Genomic DNA, 17,074 nt, shown 5'->3' on the forward strand with positions numbered 1-17,074 from the left:
TTACGAGGTCAGAGTTTCTCGTAAACGCCCTGATCGCGCTTCTGGAGGATCGTGAAGCCGGCCTTTTTGGCATCGGTCACCGACATGGGTTTCGAAACCACCGGTGAGTTCACACGGGAAATCACCTTCTTGACCGGGTTCTTGCAGAGCGGGCAAACCTCCAACGGAGCCCGGTCCACCGGTCGTCTCAATTCAAAGCCTTTGGCACAGATTCGGCACGAATGCTCGGGATCTTCGGAGGCTTCGGAGACGTATTCGTAAATTGGCATAAAGGAGACGCGGAATGGGAAATTTCCATTCCGCGTCGGAAAATAGCGTATCCCGTGCCAGCTTACCAGCTCGACTTGGTCACACCGGGAATCATGCCTGCGGAGGCAAGTTCACGGAAAGTGATCCGGGAGAGACGGAAGCGGCGGAGGAAAGCGCGGCGGCGGCCGGTGATCTCACAACGGTTCACCAGGCGGGTCGGGCTCGCATTGCGAGGCAGCATCGACAGTCCGACATAATCCTTCTCCTTCTTGAGTTTCAAGCGGAGTTCAGCGTACTTCTTGACGGTTGCTGCTTTGCGCTCGTTGCGTGCGATCCAACTTTTCTTTGCCATAATTGAGAATTCGGGACGCGGGAAATAGCCCTACCCCCCAGGCGGCGCAAGCCTAAAGTCGTCTTTTTCTTTGATTTCCTGCCGGAAGGCCCGAATCGCGTGGGATTTCAGACCCATCCGGGGATAACCAACTTGAAGTCAGGGATCCGGGTGAAAATCCATTCCCCGGCGGCGGTTTCGCCGAAAAAGGCCCCTGCCGCCTCCGCATTCCCGGCCACGACGTGGTAGCTGTTGTAGGAAAAATGGTCGCCTGGCTGGATGACCGGCCTCTGGCCGACCACACCGTCCCCCTCCACCACCACGACCTCTCCATTCGCCTCCTTCACCACCCATTTACGTCCCTTGATAGTCACGGGAACCGGAGAATCATTATGGATTGATATGAAATAGACGAAGGGGTGCGGCTTGTCCGTGGGCGCGTCCAGGCTGGGCATGTAGACCACATCGTCCACCTTCACCCGCAGGCCGTCGAATTCCCGGATCACATCTGCCATGGGCGGATGCTCCCGCTGGCGCGGCACGCTGCCAAGCACGAATGATGGTGGCGGCGATCCACCATCATTCTTTCATCATTGCCCGGCCTCCCGGCTCCGTTCTCAATCCCGCGCATGCCCACGCCGCCTGTCGCCCTCACCATCGCCGGATCCGACTGTTCTTCCGGCGCAGGCATCCAGGCTGACCTAAAGACGTTCCAGCACTTCCGTGTCCATGGTCTCACCGCGGTGACCTGCATCGTCTCGGAAACGGCGAATGTCGTCCGGGCGGTCCACCCGGCCCCGCTGGACATCGTGACCGACCAGGTGGAGCTGATGTTCGACACGTTCCCCATCGCCGCGCTGAAGACCGGCATGCTGCTGTCCACGCCCTACATCGAGGCGATGACCCGCATTTTCAGCCAGCGGACGCCCACCGCGCTGGTGGTGGACCCGGTGATGATCGCCTCCACCGGAGACACCCTGCTGGATCCCGGTGCCGTCACCGCCTACAAGGAACAACTTTTCCCGCTGGCCCGCGTGATCACGCCCAACCTGCCGGAGGCGGAGACCCTGCTGGGTGAAAAGATCCCGGACGCCGCATCCGTAGAACCCGCCGCACGCAAGCTGGCCACCCTCTACCGGACGAACGTCCTGCTGAAAGGCGGTCACCTCGACTCCCCGGACTGCCTCGATCTCCTGATCGAGGATGGGAAAGTCCACCGCTTCACCACACCGCGGCTCGATGTCCCCGGCTCCCATGGCACCGGCTGCACCCTTTCCGCCGCCATCGCCGCCCGCCTCGCCCTCGGGGATGATCTGCCCGCCGCTGTCGCCGCGGCGAAGGACTACCTGACGGAAACGCTCCGCTCTTCCTACCAGTACACCTCCGCCTCCGGGGAGATCGTCCACGCCTTGAACCAGGGGACGATTTGAAGAGATACAGGTTTCAGGATGCGGGATCCGACATATCCGGACGCTCAAACGCTCATCATGGCGATAACGAGGAAGTGGTAGAGGAATCCGCAGGCTGCCAGAAGCAACAGCCCCATGATGATCCTTATCGCAGGTGACCGGGATATCGCTGTCACAGCACCTGTCAGCGCCCCGAGGACGAGGCCATCCTTGAAGTAAGGCCAAAAGCTCACTCCCGGTCCGACGTGGGAGCGGGCGACGGACCAAGTGAGAATGCCTCCGATCAGGCTGCACGCCAGGATGACCGGCAGAAACCTGACCGCTCCGGATTTCAAGGATCTGTCATGTGGGATATCACTCATCTCTCTCCAGCGTTCCGGCGGCGCGAGGCGGGACGGACGATAACATCCACATCACCGTGGTCTTTTCCAGACCAAAGGCGTCGGGTTGGATTCCGCTTGTGAGAACCACCACACTATCATTCATCACCCCATCTTGAATCTTGCATCCTGAACTCCGCATCCCACTCTTTCCGCATGCGCACCGCGGTCTATGCCGGTTCCTTTGATCCCCCCACCAACGGCCATCTGTGGATGATCGCGCGTGGACTTGAACTCTTCGACCGCCTGATTGTCGCCATCGGTGAGAACCCGTCGAAGACCTATACGTTCACAGTCCCCCACCGCATCGAGCTTTTGCGCGCCTCCATCCCGCCGCATGAGCGGCTGTCCATCGAGCACTTCGACAACCGCTACCTCGTGGACTACGCGAAGAAGATGGACGCGAAGTACATCATCCGCGGCATCCGGTCCTCACACGACTATGAATACGAGCGCGTGATGAAGCACCTCAACGCGGACATGGCGCCGGACATCACCACCGTGTTCCTGATGCCGCCGCGCGACATCGCGGAGGTATCCTCCAGCATGATCAAGTCCCTCACCGGCCCCGTCGGCTGGGAGGACACGGTGAAACGCTATGTGCCGGGGCCTGTGTTCGAGGCGCTGGCGAAACGGGGGGCGTGAGGAGGGTGAAAGGAGGGTGGACACTCTTGTCCACCGGCGGCATTGGCGAATCAGAAAAGTTTCACCACAAAGCCGCAAAGGACGCAAAGCAGAGAAACGGATCTCTTCGGGATCCGCAAGATTCGCGCTCAACCTTCGTCTTATGCTGATAACTTATAACCGATGATTTCTACCCCTTCATTCGCCAATGCCGCCGGGGCACAGGAGTGTGCCCCCTCCTTACTCATGCGGCATCGTCTTTCCTTGGGACGCGGCGTTTTCCGAAGACGGGCATCGGCACGCCCATGACCAGCGACAGCACGGCAACCACCGGCCAGCCGACCACTTCTTCTTCCGGTTCCGGAGATAGAGCCGACAGATATTCCTCCTTCAGGATCTCCGCATCCTCACGGTCGCCATCATCCTCCAGGACGACACGAACACCACCGGTGGCGAAGCGGTAGTTCCAGAAAAGCTGCGACACATACTCATCCAGCACCGCCGAACCGATCCCCCTCGATGCGAGGAAAGAGCGGAACAGATAGGCTTCTTCCGGGGAGTCAAAGCGGGCGATGGGTTTCATACCGCCGCAATATCAGAAAGCGGTATCCACCACAACAAAAACGCGGCTCCCAACCAAGGGAACCGCGCTTTCATGGAATGCGGCATCAGGCCCGCGTCGCGGCGTCCGCCTCGATCCATTTCCAGAGACCGGCCAGGCCGTCGCCGACCGCCTGCTTGGTCGCGCCCAGGTCACCGCCGGGAGCGGCCTTGCCGAAGAGGTAGAACTTGATCTTCGGTTCCGTGCCGGATGGGCGCACGGCGAAGGAGCGACCATCTTCGAGGTCCACGAAGAGCATCTTTTCCTTCGGGATCAGGTCGCCTTCCTGGTCGAAGAGATCCTGCTTGGAGAAATCCCGCACGCGCAGGACCGCGGAGCCGTCCACGACTTCCGGCGGGTTGCTCGCGTAGGAGTTCGCCAGAGCCTGGATCTTCGCAGCACCGTCAGCGCCTTCCAGCGTGAGGGATTTGCCCAGCTCCAGGTAGTAGCCGAACTCACTGTAGATATCATCCATCAGCTCCGGCAGAGTCTTGCCGACGGACTTCGCATAAGCGGCGACCTCCGCGAACATGACGGCGGCGCCGTTCGCGTCCTTGTCACGGATCGCGTCGGAGCCCAGGTAGCCGTAGCTTTCCTCACCGCCGAAGACGAAGAAGCGGGAGTATTCCAACCGCAGCGCGCGGGTCTGCTCCTCACTGAGCGTGCGGTAGCCCGCCCCCTTCTTGTCCGCCGGGATGGCGTCCTCATACTTCCGCAGCTTTTCCGCGATGTATTTGAAGCCGGTCAGGGTGTCCACGATGCTGACGCCGAAGCCGTCCGCGATGGCGTGCTGCAGTTCCGTGGTGACGAAGGTTTTCACCAGCACCGCGCGGGTGCGGTTCGATGGTGTGAGCCAGCCGATCTCGAACGCGGTCTTTAGCCGGTACCATGCCATCAGCGAGCCGATCTGGTTGCCGGTCAGCAACACCATCTTCCCTTCCCGATCACGCACGGCCACGCCCATGCGGTCCGCGTCCGGGTCCGTGCCGATGACGATCTCCGCACCGGTTGCCTCCGCGAGGTCGATGCCCATTTTCAAAGCCGGAGCGTTTTCCGGATTCGGGGACTCCACGGTCGGGAAACGTCCGTCCTGCACATCCTGCTCAGGCACGGTCTCCACCTCGAATCCGAAGTCCTTCAGCATCGGCACGACGATGTGGCCGCCGGTGCCGTGGAGGTTGGTGACCACCACCTTCGCCGAACCGTTCTCCAGCAGGGATGGCTTCAGCAGCAGCGTTTTCAGCCGCGCCTTGTAGCGTTCGTCCATGTCCACGCCCAGGATCGTGACCGTGCCGCGCTCCGCTTCCTCCACCGGGGTGTAGTGCTCGCTGGTGACGGCGTTGACTTCATTGATGATGCCCGAGGCATGAGGATCCACGATCTGCGCGCCAGCGTTGAAGTAGGCCTTGAAGCCGTTGTCGTGGGGAGGATTGTGGCTGGCGGTGAGCACCACGCCGGCATCCGCTCCGAGTTCACGCACGGTGAAGGAAAGCTGAGGGGTCGAGCGCGGCCCTTCGAAGAGATAGGCATCGCAGCCGAAGTCCGCGCAGACCTTCGCGCAATACTCGGCGAAGTCGCGGGAGAAATGGCGCGTGTCATGAGCAAAGACGATCAACGGCCTGCGGTCCGCACCGACGAATTTCTTCGTGTATTCGATGAGGCCGCGCACGGCGCGATTCACGTTGAAATAGTTCATCGTCGCGGTGCCCACGCACGGAAACTGCGGGCGCCCGTTCGGCCCGCCGATCCCCTGTTCCGCAGCGGTGACCTTGCGCCCGATGGTGCGGCCACGCAGGCCGCCGGTGCCGAAGGCGAGCGTCTTGAAGAAGCGGTCGTTCAGTTCCTCCCAGCTTCCGGAGTGGACCAACTCCTCCACCGACTTCTGCGCGACCTCCCCGGTGCTGCCATTCAGCAGGTTCTCGATGTTGGTGCGGGCGGATTCCAGCAGCTTGCCTTCCGCTACCGCGGAAACGAGGAGATCGGTCAATGGGGTCATTTCAGGCAGAATGTTAGGTGCTTTTGCCCTGCTGGCAATGCGACTGTGGTCTAAATTGAGGGCGATCCGCACCTTGTTCGGGAAGCCCCGGCTCCGACTTTGGCCGGAGGCGCTCCTTCCCGGAGATTTCGGCGGAAATGAAGCTGGATTGCAGGGCGGATCCGGACGATGGAGGGGCCGTTCCCCGTGTCCTGGCTCTATCTCAGCATCCTTTCCGCGCTCCTGTTGGGCGTGTATGATCTCTTCAAGAAGCTCGCCGTGCGGGACAACGCGGTGCTGCCGGTGCTGTTCCTGAGCATCTGCACCGGGGCGGCGGTATGGCTGCCGTTCATGGTGTGGTCGGCGGTTTCCCCCGCGACACTGCCTTCCCCTTTCTTCCGGGTGGATGCCCTGTCCGGCCGGGAGCACCTCATGATCCTGGCGAAGGCGGTCCTGGTGGTGACCTCCTGGATCTGCGGGTTCAACGGCATCAAGCGGCTGCCGATGTCCGTGGCGGGGCCCATCCGTGCCAGCGCCCCCATGTGGACCGTCCTGTTCGCCGTGCTGGTATTCCATGAATCCCCCAACGCCCGGCAGTGGGCAGGGGTGGCGCTGATCATCATTTCCTTCCTCGCGTTCTCGATGGTGGGCCGGAAAGAGGGCATCCATTTCCACCGCGACCGCGGTGTGTGGTGGATGGTGGGTGCCATGTTTCTGGGAGCGGCGTCCGCCCTTTATGACAAGTTCCTGCTCCAGAACGCCGGGCTCACCCCTTCCACGGTCCAGGCATGGTTCAGCGTGGACATGGGCCTCATCCTGCTGCCCGCCGTCGCAGTGCAGTTCTTCCGGAGAAAAGGCCCTGCGTTCCATTGGCACTGGGCCATCCCGGCCATCGGCCTGTCGCTGCTGGCGGCGGACATCCTCTACTTCACGGCGGTGGCGCAGCCGGACGCGCTCATCTCCGTGATCTCACCGGTGCGCCGTGGAGCGGTGGTCATTTCCCTGCTCATCGGCATCATCGGGTTCAAGGAAAAGCACTTCCGGGCAAAGGCGGTGTGCGTGGCGGGGATCATCTGCGGCGTGCTGCTGATGTCCTGATCACATCGCAAGCCTGCCTTTATCTGTGATTTTCTGTGTTCATCTGTGGTTAATGATTTCCATGCCCCGGATGGCGAAATTTCTGCAAATCCGCCCCGCATCAGGGCTTGCATCTGACACCGGTTCCCCCATTTTCGCGGCCCCATGAGTCGCTTAGTAGGAAAAGTTCTCGTCGCGCAAGGCGGCGGCCCAACCCCTGTCATCAACCAGAGCGTCGTCGGCGTCGCCCTCGAAGCCCGCAAATTCAGCCAGGTGACCTCCATCTACGGAGCCGTCCACGGCGTGCGCGGCATCATCGATGAGAACTTCGTCGACCTGACCCGGGAGACGACCCACAATCTGGAGCAAGTCGCCGGCACCCCATCCTCCGGCCTCCTGTCCACCCGTGACAAGCCGGACGAGGAATACTGCGCCCGCATGTTCAAGGTGATGCAGGCCCACGACATCCGCTATTTCTTCTACGTCGGCGGCAACGATTCCTCCGACACCGTCCGCATCGTCAACGAGCAGGCGAAGGCCGCGAACTACGATCTCCGCGCGATCCACATCCCGAAGACGATCGACAACGACCTCGAGGAAAACGACCACTGCCCGGGCTTCGGTTCCGCCGCACGCTTCGTCAGCCAGGCGTTCCAGGGCGTGAACCTGGACAACCGCGCGCTCCGCGGTGTCTACATCGGCATCGTGATGGGCCGCCATGCCGGCTTCCTCACCGCCGCCTCCGCCCTCGCCCGCAAGTATGTGGATGACGGCCCGCACCTCATCTACCTGCCGGAGCGCGCGTTCGACACGGACAAGTTCCTGGCCGACGTGGACCGCGTCTACAAGGAGCACGGCCTGGTCACCATCGCCGCTTCCGAAGGCATCTCCGATGCGAACGGCACCGCGATGATCACCAAGCTGCTCGGCAAGGAAGAGCGTGACTCCCACGGCAACATCCAGCTTTCCGGCACCGGTGCCCTCGGTGACCTGCTCGCGAACACCATCCGCGACGGCCTCGGCATCAAGCGCGTCCGTTCGGACACCTTCGGCTACCTGCAGCGTTCCTTCATGGGCGTGGTCTCCGACCGCGACGCCCGCGAAGCCCGCGAGGTGGGTGAAAAGGCCGTCCAGTTCGCCATGTGGGACGATGTCGACGGTTCCGTCGCCATCAAGCGCCCGGTACTCGACTACAGCGTCGATTACGAACTGGTGGACATCAAGAAGGTGGCTGGCAAGACCAAGCACATGCCCGACGAGTTCATCAACGCGGAAGGCAACGGCGTCACCCAGGCGTTCCACGCCTACTGCCGCCCGCTGCTCGGCGGCGGCCTGCCGGAGTCCCATCGCCTGCGCGCTCCCGCCGTGGCGAAGATCCTCAACAAGTAAGGCTCCCTTACATCCTTCAGAAGACCGGCGGAAACGCCGGTCTTTTTTTTATTCACCCACGAGGTGATCAGCCGGTCAGGCGATGGAAACACACCCCTTGCATTCCACAGCGGTCGTTCATGATGATGGGACCATGAGAACCCCGGCGAAGATTCTGATCCTCCTGTCTGGTGCCGTTCTCGTCATCGGTGCGGTTGCCTCCTTTGACATCTTTCCCCGCGAGTGGGTGGCAGATGGCCCCCAATGGATCAGATGGATTGTGGGCTCGTGCTTTCTCCTCTTCTCCCTGGTGGTGGTGGTCGGCTACGTATCGGACAGCGGGCTTATCCAGAGGATTCTCAGGAGCAAACAGGAATGATCTAATCCGGACTGCCGGGCCAGTGACCCGCCGTCCTGAGAACGGAAGGTCTGCTGGGAACGGGTTCCTCGCGGATCTCATGCAGCCGGAACATGAACACAAACGCCAGCGCGGCACATGCCAGGTTTCCCGCCAGGGCCAGGGTCAGCAGTCCACGGCACGGTTCACGTCGTTCACGGGCGGCAAAGCAGAGGAAGATCCCGGCAATGGCGGCGGCGGCGAAGGCTAGGCACGAATGACCGCCGAGGATGATCGCCGGGAGGATGAGCCCGTCGATGCCATAAAGGATGAAGACACCCGGCACCGGCAGCAGCGCCGTGATGGTGAATACACAAGATTTCCACGATGCGCCCGGCGGCAACGGCGCGTGGCGTGGAGCGGAGGTGCGGGGGAAAGGATGCGGGGCGTTCACGGACACCACTCCGCCACCACCCGGGTGAAGGGATGATGCGGTGACCGTGAAAAACGGATGAAGCGGAGAGGTTCACACTCCCCCCGTCTCATCACGGCTGCCCCTGACCAGTGCAGCCTGGCGGCGATACACGCCCCGGACCAGGATGATCGCGGACACGGCGGAGGCGATGGAAATTCCGATCGCTACCATCCAGGCAACAGTGGATGCCTGGAGGTCGACGATGTTCCGGGCGTTTCCGGAGAGCCGGCTTGCGACATTCGACGAGATGTTGTTGAGAATCCAGAGCGTCCACCACGTGGCTACGACCGGCCCCGCCTTGCGCTGGGTCCAGCCGAAGGGATCACCACTGACTTTCCAGATCTCCGCCATCGACTGGCAGGGCTTCACCAGGTTGGCGAAAGGAATGAAGTACCATCCCACCGCCCATCCCGGAGTGAACTGCATGTTCTGCGCCCCGAAGCCGCGCGAGTTCCTGTTCGCCCGGTGGATCCACATGCAGAAGCAGACGGTCGTGGCGATGAAGGTGATCAGACGGACGACAAACACCATGCCCTGCCGGCTGTCATTGGCCGTCGCTTCCTCATCGGTGAAGGACCGTGACAGCATCACATGCTGGGAGAAGTTGAGCAACAGGGAGACCGTATCGATGAGAACAATGAGGCCCAGCAGGACAACCAGCACCACCGTGATACCACGCGGATCTTTTACGAACGTGAACATCCCGGGCTGCGGCGGAGCGACCGTCTCCGCCACCGTAGGCGTCGCGTAGGGATTCAACTGCGACTCTGCCGGAACCGGAGCCAGTTCCGTGACGGGACGCCAGTCAGGCATGCCGTCCTTCCAGTAGAGCGTTCCTGCAGGCCATCCCTTGCGGGAGGAGGTTTCCCGCGCCTCCGCCTCGGATATGGTGCGCTGGGCTTCACCGGGAACGGCGATGTGGACGTCTGACATCCCCGATCTTATTCAGCCCGGATCAACGCCCGCAAGCGGGAAGCAAGCCCCATCAAGGAATCCCGGACTGCGGGCGACTACCCCTCTTCCGTCGTTGCGCAGCTCCCCTTCCCCATTAGAGTATCGGCCGCATGCCGGAACCCATCCTCGCAGTCAGCCACATCGCCAAGTCATTCGGCGATTTCAGGGCGGTGAAGGATGTTTCGTTCACGGTCAATCCGGGCGAGGTCGTGGGACTGCTGGGCGTGAACGGTGCGGGCAAGACGACGGTGATGAGCATGCTGCTGGGCCTCATCACCCCAGACGGCGGGAGCATCCATGTGTTCGGGAAGGATTTCGCCAAACACCGGCTGGAGATCCTGCGGCGGACGAACTTCTGCACGACCTACGCCGCCCTGCCGTCGAACCTGAAGGTGAAGCACAACCTGCGCATCTTCGCCCGGCTCTATGGGGTTCCAAAGCCGAACCAGAAGGTGGACGAGCTGCTGGAACTGCTGGAAATCACCCGGCTGGCGGACTCCATCACCGGACGGCTGAGCGCCGGGGAATCCACCCGCGTGAACCTAGCCAGGCGCTGCTCAACGATCCGGACCTTCTGATGCTGGACGAGCCGACGGCGTCGCTGGACCCGGACATCGCGGACAAGGTGCGCAAGCTGGTGCGCCGCATCCAGAAGGAGCGCAGCCCGGCCATCCTCTACACGTCCCACAACATGCGCGACATCGAGGAGGTGTGCGACCGGGTGCTTTTCCTGCATAAGGGGGAGATCCTCACGGAAGGGACGCCGGAACAGATCGTGGCGCACTTCGACGAGGAGGATCTGGAGAACGTCTTCATCAAGGTGGCCCGTGGCCATGAGAACCCCGTGGAGAACCCACCGGCATGAACCCGAACACGATCTACGCCCTGGTATCCCGCTACGTGCTGCTCTACACGCGCAATCCGGTGCGGCTGGTGGAGCTGTTTTTCTGGCCCATCGTCCAGCTCCTGGTGTGGGGCTTCCTCACCAGCTACCTGCAGGGACAAGGCGGCGGGAATTTCCCGAAAGTCATCACCTTCCTCATCGGCGGCATCATCCTGTGGAACACGCTGTTCCGTTCCCAGCAGGGTGTGGCCATTTCCTTCCTGGAGGACGTATGGACGCGGAACCTGTTGAACGTCTTCGCCGCGCCGGTGAGGATGACAGAGTATCTGGCGGCGACCTGCGTGGTGGGCGTGCTGCGGGTGTTCGTGACGACGGTGGTGATGATCGTCATCGCGTGGGTGGCGTATGCGTTCAATCTGTTCCAGTTCAAGATCAGCCTGGTGCTGTTCTATGTGAACCTGATGCTGTTCGGCTGGTGCCTGGGCGTGATGGTGACGGCGCTGATCCTGCGCTACGGACACGGGGCGGAGTCGTTGGCATGGGCCATCCCGTTCATGATCCAGCCTGTGGCGGCGGTGTTCTATCCGGTATCCGCCCTGCCCTCCTGGCTGCAACCGGTGGCCCACGCGCTGCCGCCGTCCCATGTGTTCGAGGGCATGCGCCACATCCTCACCCACGGTGGCGCGGACTGGCGGTCGATGGCGGTCGCCTTCGCCCTGAACGCGCTCTACCTGACCCTGGCCGGGTTTGTTTTCTCCCTCTCCCTGCGCACCGCGAAGAAGCGCGGGCTGCTGGTGAAGGTGAGTTCATCATGAACAAGCTTTCCGCTTGAATCATACAGCCATGCCGGAGAGCGTGGCAGGATGAGCAATGCGCCGGGATTGGTCCGTTCGTGGCCGTGGATGGTGGGGGTGGCCGTGGCCTTCGCCGGTGGATTCGCACTCAGTGGCGCGATGAATGTCAACCGCCTGGAGCAGGCTGAGACGGAAAGCAAGGACCGGCAGCGGAAAGAGGCCTGGCTCTCTCTGGACGAGGAGACGGGAAAGCCCGGACGATCCATGAGCAGTTTGAGATCCAAGGCGGATGATGCCTCCGGCGGGCGGGTCTCCATCGATGCGAAGATCGCCAAAACCATCCGGATGAAGAATCCCGCCGACCGCATCTCCGCGTGGGTGCGCGAGGTGGACGGGATGACGGCGGAGAACGCGCTGGCCTACCTGAACGCGCTGGATGCCTCCGACCCGCAGGCGAAGAAGCAACTGGAGTGGCAGATCCTCATCCGCAGGTGGATGGAGCTGGATCCCGCAGGCTGCGCCCGCCACATCGCCTCCCTGCCCGTGGAGACGAAAACCCAGTTCGCCATCGACGTTGCGATGAACAAATGGACGGAGACGGACCTGGGGGCGGCCGCCGCTTTCATCGAAACCCTGAAAGGAACCGCCCTGTATAACAGCGCCCTGCACAGCCACATCGGCCGGATCGGCACGTCGGACCTGCAGACCGCGATGTCGATGGCGGACCGCGCATGGAAGGATAATCCGGAGAAATACAACTGGATGATGGAGCGCCTGCACGGCGAGTTCCGGTTCGCGAACCAAGGCGGGGATTCCCGTGTGTTCTTCGACTCCATCCCCACCGCGGAGGGAAAGGCCGCCGCCTTCGGCCATGTGTTCTTCCGACTCTGGAACAACTCTCCGGATGAGGCGGCGGACTGGCTGGTGACCCAGCCGGATTTCGCCTCCGGGGCGGCGGTCCGCCGGATCGTGAACCTGAAGAACGCCGCTGCGGCGGGAAGCGGAGACACCTGGAAGACGGAGCATTTCCCGCAGGTGGACATCACCGGCGGCTGAGGGCCGGAAGGTTGCGGAAATCCCGGCCTTATTCCGGCTTGAACATTGCCGGTGGGGCCACAAACTGCCCGTTCATGTCAGCCGCCGTCCAGCACACCCTCGCAGGCTCCGCCACTCTCGAAGGAACCTCCCTCCACACCGGGGAGAAAGTCACCCTCACCCTGAAGCCCGCACCGGAGGGTCACGGCTTCAAGTTCCGCCGCATCGACCTGCCGGACCAGCCGTTCATCAACGCGGACGTGGACAAGGTCCAGACCGTGGAGCGCGCCACCACCCTGGCGGAAGGCTCCGTAAAGGTCCACACCGTGGAGCACGTAATCTCCGCCCTCACCGGCATGGGCGTGGACAACGCCCTCATCGAGATGGACGCGAACGAGCCGCCCATCGGTGACGGTTCCTCCCTCCCGTTCGTGGAGCTGATCAAGAAGGCCGGCATCGTCCCGCAGAATGCCCTCCGCAAGATCTGGGAAATCCGTGAGCCGATCCATCTGGAAACCGGTGACGGCACGCTCATCACCATCGTCCCCAGCAAGACGTTCCGCGTTTCCGTGACCAACGTCGGTCCGGACGGACGCTTCACCCAGTATTTCTCCAGCGAGGTCAACCCGACCACCTATGAGAAGGAAATCTGCGCCGCTCGGACCTTCGTCTATTATGAGGATGTGAAGCCGCTGCTCGAAAAAGGCCTCATCAAGGGTGGCTCGCTCGAAAGCGCCGTGGTCATCCGTGGCAACGAGGTGATGTCCAAGGAAGCTCTCCGCTTCAACAACGAGTTCGCCCGCCACAAGGCGCTCGACCTCATCGGCGACCTCATGCTTTCCGGCAAGCGCATCCTCGGCCACGTCATTGCCGTGAAGCCCGGCCATGGCCCGAACACGCAGATGGCCGCGAAGATCAAGGCGGAATACGCCCGCATGCGCTCCATGGTGCCCGCCGCCGTGACCATCCCGGATGCGGAGAGCGTCCTGGACATCAACGAGGTGCTCAACATCCTGCCTCACCGCTATCCGTTCCTGATGGTGGACCGCGTGGTGGACTTCGAGGAGAACAAGTGCGTGGCGATCAAGAACGTCACCATCAACGAACCGTTTTTCCAGGGTCACTTCCCCGGCCACCCGATCATGCCGGGCGTGCTGCAACTCGAGGCGATGGCCCAGGTTTCCTCCATCCTCATGCTCCGCAAGCCGGAGAACGCCGGAAAGATCGGCTACTTCATGAGCGCGGACAGCGTGAAATGGCGCCGCCCCGTGATGCCTGGCGACACCGTGGTCATCGAGAGCGACATCATGAAGATCCGCGGCGCCATCGGCCAGACGAAGTGCCGCTGCCTGGTCAACGGCGAGGTCGTCTCCGAAGCGGAGCTGAAGTTCGCGCTGATGGACCGGTGAGCGCCGCTCCGTCCCATTTCTGATATTTGACGGCACCCTGCGGGGTGCCGTTTTTCTTGGCCAGGAGGAGCCAACGAAGCGAAGTGCCGGTCTGGAGACCGGCACTCCCAGCGCCTCCCACGATCACTTCCCTCCCAGGCCGCGGCGTTTCGCCCAGCCGTCGTAGGAACGCAGGGCGGCGGCTTTCGTGTCCGGGTCGGTCATACGCTCGACGGCCCATTGGAAAAGGGCTTCGTCATTCCGGGCGTAGATCGCGTTCTGGGTGTAGGCGAACAGCACGCGGTCCTTCCGGGGGCTGCCCGCAGGCAGTGACTCGATCCACTCCCGCGCTCCGGCGTTGTCGCGGTTGATGAGCGGGTCGATGGTGCGGCGGAAGAGATACTCGGCCTCCGGCCTTTCGGGCAGCGTCATCCCCCACTCCGCCAGTTGCTTCGTGTCCTGGAGGTTCCGGCTGTATTCCGTCAGTTGGTTGCCGGCGGCGGTCACGCGGTCCCACTGGTCCGTCGCCATCAGCATGTCCAGCACGGCCGGGGCGTTCTTCGTCCCCTGCGGACCGTTGAGAAAGGCGACGGCGGCCCGCTTCTGCATCTCCGGCGACAGCTTCGCCCACTCCGCGCTGAGGGTGGCGGCCCCGGCCTCACGGAGAGCGGCGGAGAATTCATGCAGCAGCATGGTCTTCGCCCGCTCGTTCGTCGCGGCGGCCAGACGCCCGGACAGTTCCGCCGCGTTTTCCTCACTGGGAGGCAGTGCGTTGAAGGCGATGGCGATGTAGTTGTCATAACCCGGCTCATCCGGCAGGTCCGCGATCTTCCGCCTCATCCGGTCCTCCAGCTCAGGATTTCCCATGGCAGCCCTCATGGCCATCTGGATGGCTCCCATGCGCAGCGCGTATGGGAGCTCCTTTGCCACGGAAAAAACAAAGACCGGCTCCGTCTTTGACGCGCTGGCGATCCACTGCTGGCGGAAAAGCTCCGTCCCCAGTCCCAGCCTTCCGGACTGGAGGAGATCCCACGCATCCATGGGCCGGGCACGGAACGCCTCATCGAACGCGACCATCAGCGGACCCACGCCACCCTTCTGCGTGCCGCCGTCCCACGCGTTGTCCAGCGCGGCGCGCATGGCCCCTTCCATATCGACCATGGCCCACTCCCGCAGCACGCCGATCTGCATTTCCAGCCGCTGGCTGACGGTGAGGTTGCGCGAAGCGATGGCATCCCATGCGCCCCGGAAATCATTTCCGCCAGTGGTCGTCGTCGTCGCAGGACCTTTGGAAAGCACATCCGCCCCCACCGGTCTGCCGGGCCGATCAGGGATGGACTCCCCTTTCCCGCCGTGCGCTGCATTTCCACCGGCCGGTGGAACGTCCTGCCCTCCGGAGTTGGCCGCCTGCTTCAGTGCCACGGCACCCGCCAGCCCGATCCCCAGGCACACGGCATGCGTGAGCGCCCTGCGTTGCCACGTCTTCATTGCGCGCCCTCCATCCGTTGCTTGAGTTGCGGGTCCTTGATCTGGCTGATGAGACGTTCCTTCAACTCCGGCTTTCCGTTTCTCATCTGCTTGACGAGGGCGAAGGATGCCATCTCGCGGTCGATGCCGTCCGGCAGGGTTCCCACCCACTGGTCATACTGCTCCGCCCCCAGCTTTTCACGGTATCTCCGCGTCTTGTCCTCCCACACCCGCAGGCGGGTTTCCCACACCTCCGGGTTCCCTGTGTCCGCCGGGATGGTGCGGATAAAGTCATGAAAATCCTGCGGGTTCCCATTCAGAAATTGCCACTGAGGGGCCTTCATCACCATCTCCCATTTCTTCTCCGCAGGGAGGTGGTCCAGCAGGCTGGTGGCCTGCGGCCCGCCGAACTCCGAGAGTTCCTTGAAAAGCTGCAGCTTCAGCGCCTCCGGGGATTTCGCCGCCAGGTCCGGCAACGCCTTCGCCATTTCCCGGTAGATCTCCTCCGCCGTGGCGGTCCCGTTGCGGAAGGCGAAACGCCAGTCCCGCCCCCCGTCCAGCGCGCTCACCACATCCCGGCTGCCCAGTTCCAGACGGATCTGCTCGGCGGGTTTGCCAGGCTCGAACCCGGCCACCACCTCCGCCCGTTTCTCGAAATCGTAGTCCGGACTGAGATACATGAGCTGGTGGTAGTCGTGATGTCTCAGCAGGCTGCTTTGGAAGGCGGGGTCCGTGCCGGCGGCGGCCAGATGGCGCTGCAGCCAGGCCATCCCTTCCTTTCCCTGATGCCGCGCGTAGAGCAGCACGGTGAGGGGCGCGCTTTCCGTTTGCGCGAGACTGAAAAGATCGTCCGCCTTTGCCAGAGGCCAGGTGTCGATCAGGGAAAGCCGGATGTTGTTCCACTGTTGCGGGTCGATGCCCGCCTTCAGCCGCGCGAGCTGGCCGAGATCCGCCGCCGCACCGGCATGGTCCGCGATGCTGCGAGTCAGCTCCGCATCCAGCCGTGAATTCACGCCGATCCATTTCCCCGCCTCCTCCACGCCAACTCCGGGGATCATCACATCCAGCGAGTTCCTCAGGTAGGGCACCACTTCGGCCAGATCCTCCCGCGATTTCGCCCCGAACCAGGCGAGCGCCGCCTGCGGGTCCGCGTCCATCCAGTGCAGCAGGCGCACCTCCATTTCCGCAAGTTCATCCAGATCCTCCGGCCCGCCGTTTTTCAGCCGTGCATGGAAGGTTTCCAGCTTCTCCTTCGCCGCCGCTGCTGGATCTCCCGCCACTTCCATCCCGGCGGCGCGTTTTTTCAGTTCCTCCGCCGCCAGCAGGCGGAGCTTGTAAGCGTCCACCCGCTTCATTTTCGCGGGGAGCTGGTTTTTGCCGCTGGCGGAAATGCGGTCCAGGATCTCCTCCGCCCGCTCACCCGGCATGCGGGCGACACGTTCATGGCTGCGGAACTTCAAGAACTCCCTGCTTTCCGTTGCTGCGGATAACACACGGTCCCCCGCCACCGTCCACAGCCCCCACCCGGCGAGAACCGCCAGCAGATGGCTCCCCGCCCACATGATCTTCCTCGCGCCCGTCGGTTTCTCCACAGCCCTGTCCCCTATCCGGAAAGCCTATGACTGGCAATGAAATCCGTGCCGCAGACAGAGAGGGATGACCCTTCCCATAGCTCGTCGCCCGCCGATTCCCAACCTAGTTGGGGGCTTTGCACTCCCCGTAATTTTCAACAACCTTCTGAAAATAACTGAACATGAATGATGTCT

At 62.6% G+C, this 17,074-nt stretch carries 20 protein-coding genes; 10 read left to right on the forward strand and 10 right to left on the reverse strand.

The genetic code is table 11. The annotated features are described in order from the left end of the window. Window positions 1-8: 8 nt before the first annotated feature. The 3 genes from OVA24_RS14055 to OVA24_RS14065 all read right to left on the reverse strand — a co-directional run bounded on the left by OVA24_RS14055 (window position 9) and on the right by OVA24_RS14065 (window position 1,095). Window positions 9-269, reverse strand: a complete 261-nt coding sequence (locus OVA24_RS14055) for an FmdB family zinc ribbon protein (protein ID WP_267670505.1) — start codon at window positions 267-269, stop codon at window positions 9-11. Window positions 270-331: 62 nt separating this feature from the next. Further along, window positions 332-601 (reverse strand): 30S ribosomal protein S14, encoded by a 270-nt coding sequence (gene rpsN / locus OVA24_RS14060; protein ID WP_267670507.1) that lies wholly within the window; start codon window positions 599-601, stop codon window positions 332-334. A 107-nt stretch (window positions 602-708) separates the two neighbouring features. Continuing rightward, complete coding sequence (locus OVA24_RS14065; protein WP_267670508.1) at window positions 709-1,095, reverse strand: ApaG domain-containing protein; 387 nt, start codon at window positions 1,093-1,095, stop codon at window positions 709-711. A 114-nt stretch (window positions 1,096-1,209) separates the two neighbouring features. Between OVA24_RS14065 and thiD the strand changes: the two genes are divergently transcribed. Further along, on the forward strand, window positions 1,210-2,010 hold the full coding sequence (thiD, locus tag OVA24_RS14070) for a bifunctional hydroxymethylpyrimidine kinase/phosphomethylpyrimidine kinase (protein ID WP_267670509.1): 801 nt from the start codon (window positions 1,210-1,212) through the stop codon (window positions 2,008-2,010). 44 nt (window positions 2,011-2,054) lie between these two features. Here thiD and OVA24_RS14075 read toward each other — a convergent pair whose 3' ends face one another. Then, a complete protein-coding gene (locus OVA24_RS14075) occupies window positions 2,055-2,324 on the reverse strand; it encodes a hypothetical protein (protein ID WP_267670511.1) in 270 nt (89 codons plus the stop codon). A 201-nt stretch (window positions 2,325-2,525) separates the two neighbouring features. Between OVA24_RS14075 and coaD the strand changes: the two genes are divergently transcribed. Next, window positions 2,526-3,014 carry a pantetheine-phosphate adenylyltransferase gene (gene coaD / locus OVA24_RS14080; RefSeq protein ID WP_267670512.1) on the forward strand — a complete coding sequence of 163 codons (489 nt, stop codon included), beginning with the start codon at window positions 2,526-2,528 and terminating at the stop codon, window positions 3,012-3,014. A 223-nt stretch (window positions 3,015-3,237) separates the two neighbouring features. On the opposite strand, the gene OVA24_RS14085 is transcribed toward coaD, so the two are convergent. Both OVA24_RS14085 and OVA24_RS14090 read right to left on the reverse strand, forming a co-directional pair. Next, entirely contained in the window at window positions 3,238-3,576 is a 339-nt protein-coding gene (locus OVA24_RS14085; protein WP_267670514.1) for a hypothetical protein, read from the reverse strand. Between the two features lie 85 nt (window positions 3,577-3,661). Continuing rightward, complete coding sequence (locus tag OVA24_RS14090; RefSeq protein ID WP_267670515.1) at window positions 3,662-5,590, reverse strand: phospho-sugar mutase; 1,929 nt, start codon at window positions 5,588-5,590, stop codon at window positions 3,662-3,664. Between the two features lie 186 nt (window positions 5,591-5,776). Between OVA24_RS14090 and OVA24_RS14095 the strand changes: the two genes are divergently transcribed. The 3 genes from OVA24_RS14095 (at window position 5,777) to OVA24_RS14105 (ending at window position 8,393) form a co-directional block, all read left to right on the forward strand. Beyond that, window positions 5,777-6,667, forward strand: a complete 891-nt coding sequence (locus OVA24_RS14095; RefSeq protein ID WP_267670516.1) for a DMT family transporter — start codon at window positions 5,777-5,779, stop codon at window positions 6,665-6,667. A gap of 144 nt (window positions 6,668-6,811) precedes the next feature. Continuing rightward, a complete protein-coding gene (locus tag OVA24_RS14100) occupies window positions 6,812-8,035 on the forward strand; it encodes a 6-phosphofructokinase (protein WP_267670517.1) in 1,224 nt (407 codons plus the stop codon). Between the two features lie 133 nt (window positions 8,036-8,168). After that, entirely contained in the window at window positions 8,169-8,393 is a 225-nt protein-coding gene (locus OVA24_RS14105; protein ID WP_267670518.1) for a hypothetical protein, read from the forward strand. A gap of 1 nt (window position 8,394) precedes the next feature. Here OVA24_RS14105 and OVA24_RS14110 read toward each other — a convergent pair whose 3' ends face one another. Then, complete coding sequence (locus OVA24_RS14110) at window positions 8,395-8,805, reverse strand: hypothetical protein (RefSeq protein WP_267670519.1); 411 nt, start codon at window positions 8,803-8,805, stop codon at window positions 8,395-8,397. Window positions 8,806-8,877: 72 nt separating this feature from the next. Further along, window positions 8,878-9,759 carry a DUF4328 domain-containing protein gene (locus OVA24_RS14115; protein WP_267670521.1) on the reverse strand — a complete coding sequence of 294 codons (882 nt, stop codon included), beginning with the start codon at window positions 9,757-9,759 and terminating at the stop codon, window positions 8,878-8,880. A gap of 131 nt (window positions 9,760-9,890) precedes the next feature. Here OVA24_RS14115 and OVA24_RS14120 point away from each other — a divergent pair, with 131 nt between their 5' ends. The 5 genes from OVA24_RS14120 (at window position 9,891) to OVA24_RS14140 (ending at window position 13,862) form a co-directional block, all read left to right on the forward strand. Further along, entirely contained in the window at window positions 9,891-10,358 is a 468-nt protein-coding gene (locus OVA24_RS14120) for an ATP-binding cassette domain-containing protein (protein WP_267670523.1), read from the forward strand. Continuing rightward, entirely contained in the window at window positions 10,358-10,645 is a 288-nt protein-coding gene (locus OVA24_RS14125; RefSeq protein WP_267670524.1) for an ATP-binding cassette domain-containing protein, read from the forward strand. Before OVA24_RS14120 ends, OVA24_RS14125 begins: the two co-directional genes overlap by 1 nt. Further along, the gene (locus OVA24_RS14130; protein WP_267670525.1) at window positions 10,642-11,439 is read left to right on the forward strand and encodes an ABC transporter permease; all 798 of its coding nucleotides are present in this window, start codon (window positions 10,642-10,644) and stop codon (window positions 11,437-11,439) included. The genes OVA24_RS14125 and OVA24_RS14130 overlap by 4 nt, the downstream gene beginning before the upstream one ends. A 48-nt stretch (window positions 11,440-11,487) precedes the next feature. Further along, window positions 11,488-12,474: a hypothetical protein gene (locus OVA24_RS14135; protein ID WP_267670527.1), complete on the forward strand. Its 987-nt coding sequence runs from the start codon at window positions 11,488-11,490 to the stop codon at window positions 12,472-12,474. A gap of 74 nt (window positions 12,475-12,548) precedes the next feature. Next, a complete protein-coding gene (locus OVA24_RS14140) occupies window positions 12,549-13,862 on the forward strand; it encodes a bifunctional UDP-3-O-[3-hydroxymyristoyl] N-acetylglucosamine deacetylase/3-hydroxyacyl-ACP dehydratase (protein ID WP_267670528.1) in 1,314 nt (437 codons plus the stop codon). Between the two features lie 123 nt (window positions 13,863-13,985). Here OVA24_RS14140 and OVA24_RS14145 read toward each other — a convergent pair whose 3' ends face one another. Together OVA24_RS14145 and OVA24_RS14150 are read right to left on the reverse strand one after the other, a co-directional pair. Beyond that, window positions 13,986-15,329, reverse strand: a complete 1,344-nt coding sequence (locus OVA24_RS14145) for a hypothetical protein (protein WP_267670529.1) — start codon at window positions 15,327-15,329, stop codon at window positions 13,986-13,988. After that, window positions 15,326-16,900 carry a hypothetical protein gene (locus OVA24_RS14150; protein WP_267670530.1) on the reverse strand — a complete coding sequence of 525 codons (1,575 nt, stop codon included), beginning with the start codon at window positions 16,898-16,900 and terminating at the stop codon, window positions 15,326-15,328. Before OVA24_RS14150 ends, OVA24_RS14145 begins: the two co-directional genes overlap by 4 nt. Window positions 16,901-17,074: the final 174 nt, after the last annotated feature.

The sequence above is a fragment of the Luteolibacter sp. SL250 genome, from assembly GCF_026625605.1.
Classification (GTDB): domain Bacteria; phylum Verrucomicrobiota; class Verrucomicrobiia; order Verrucomicrobiales; family Akkermansiaceae; genus Luteolibacter.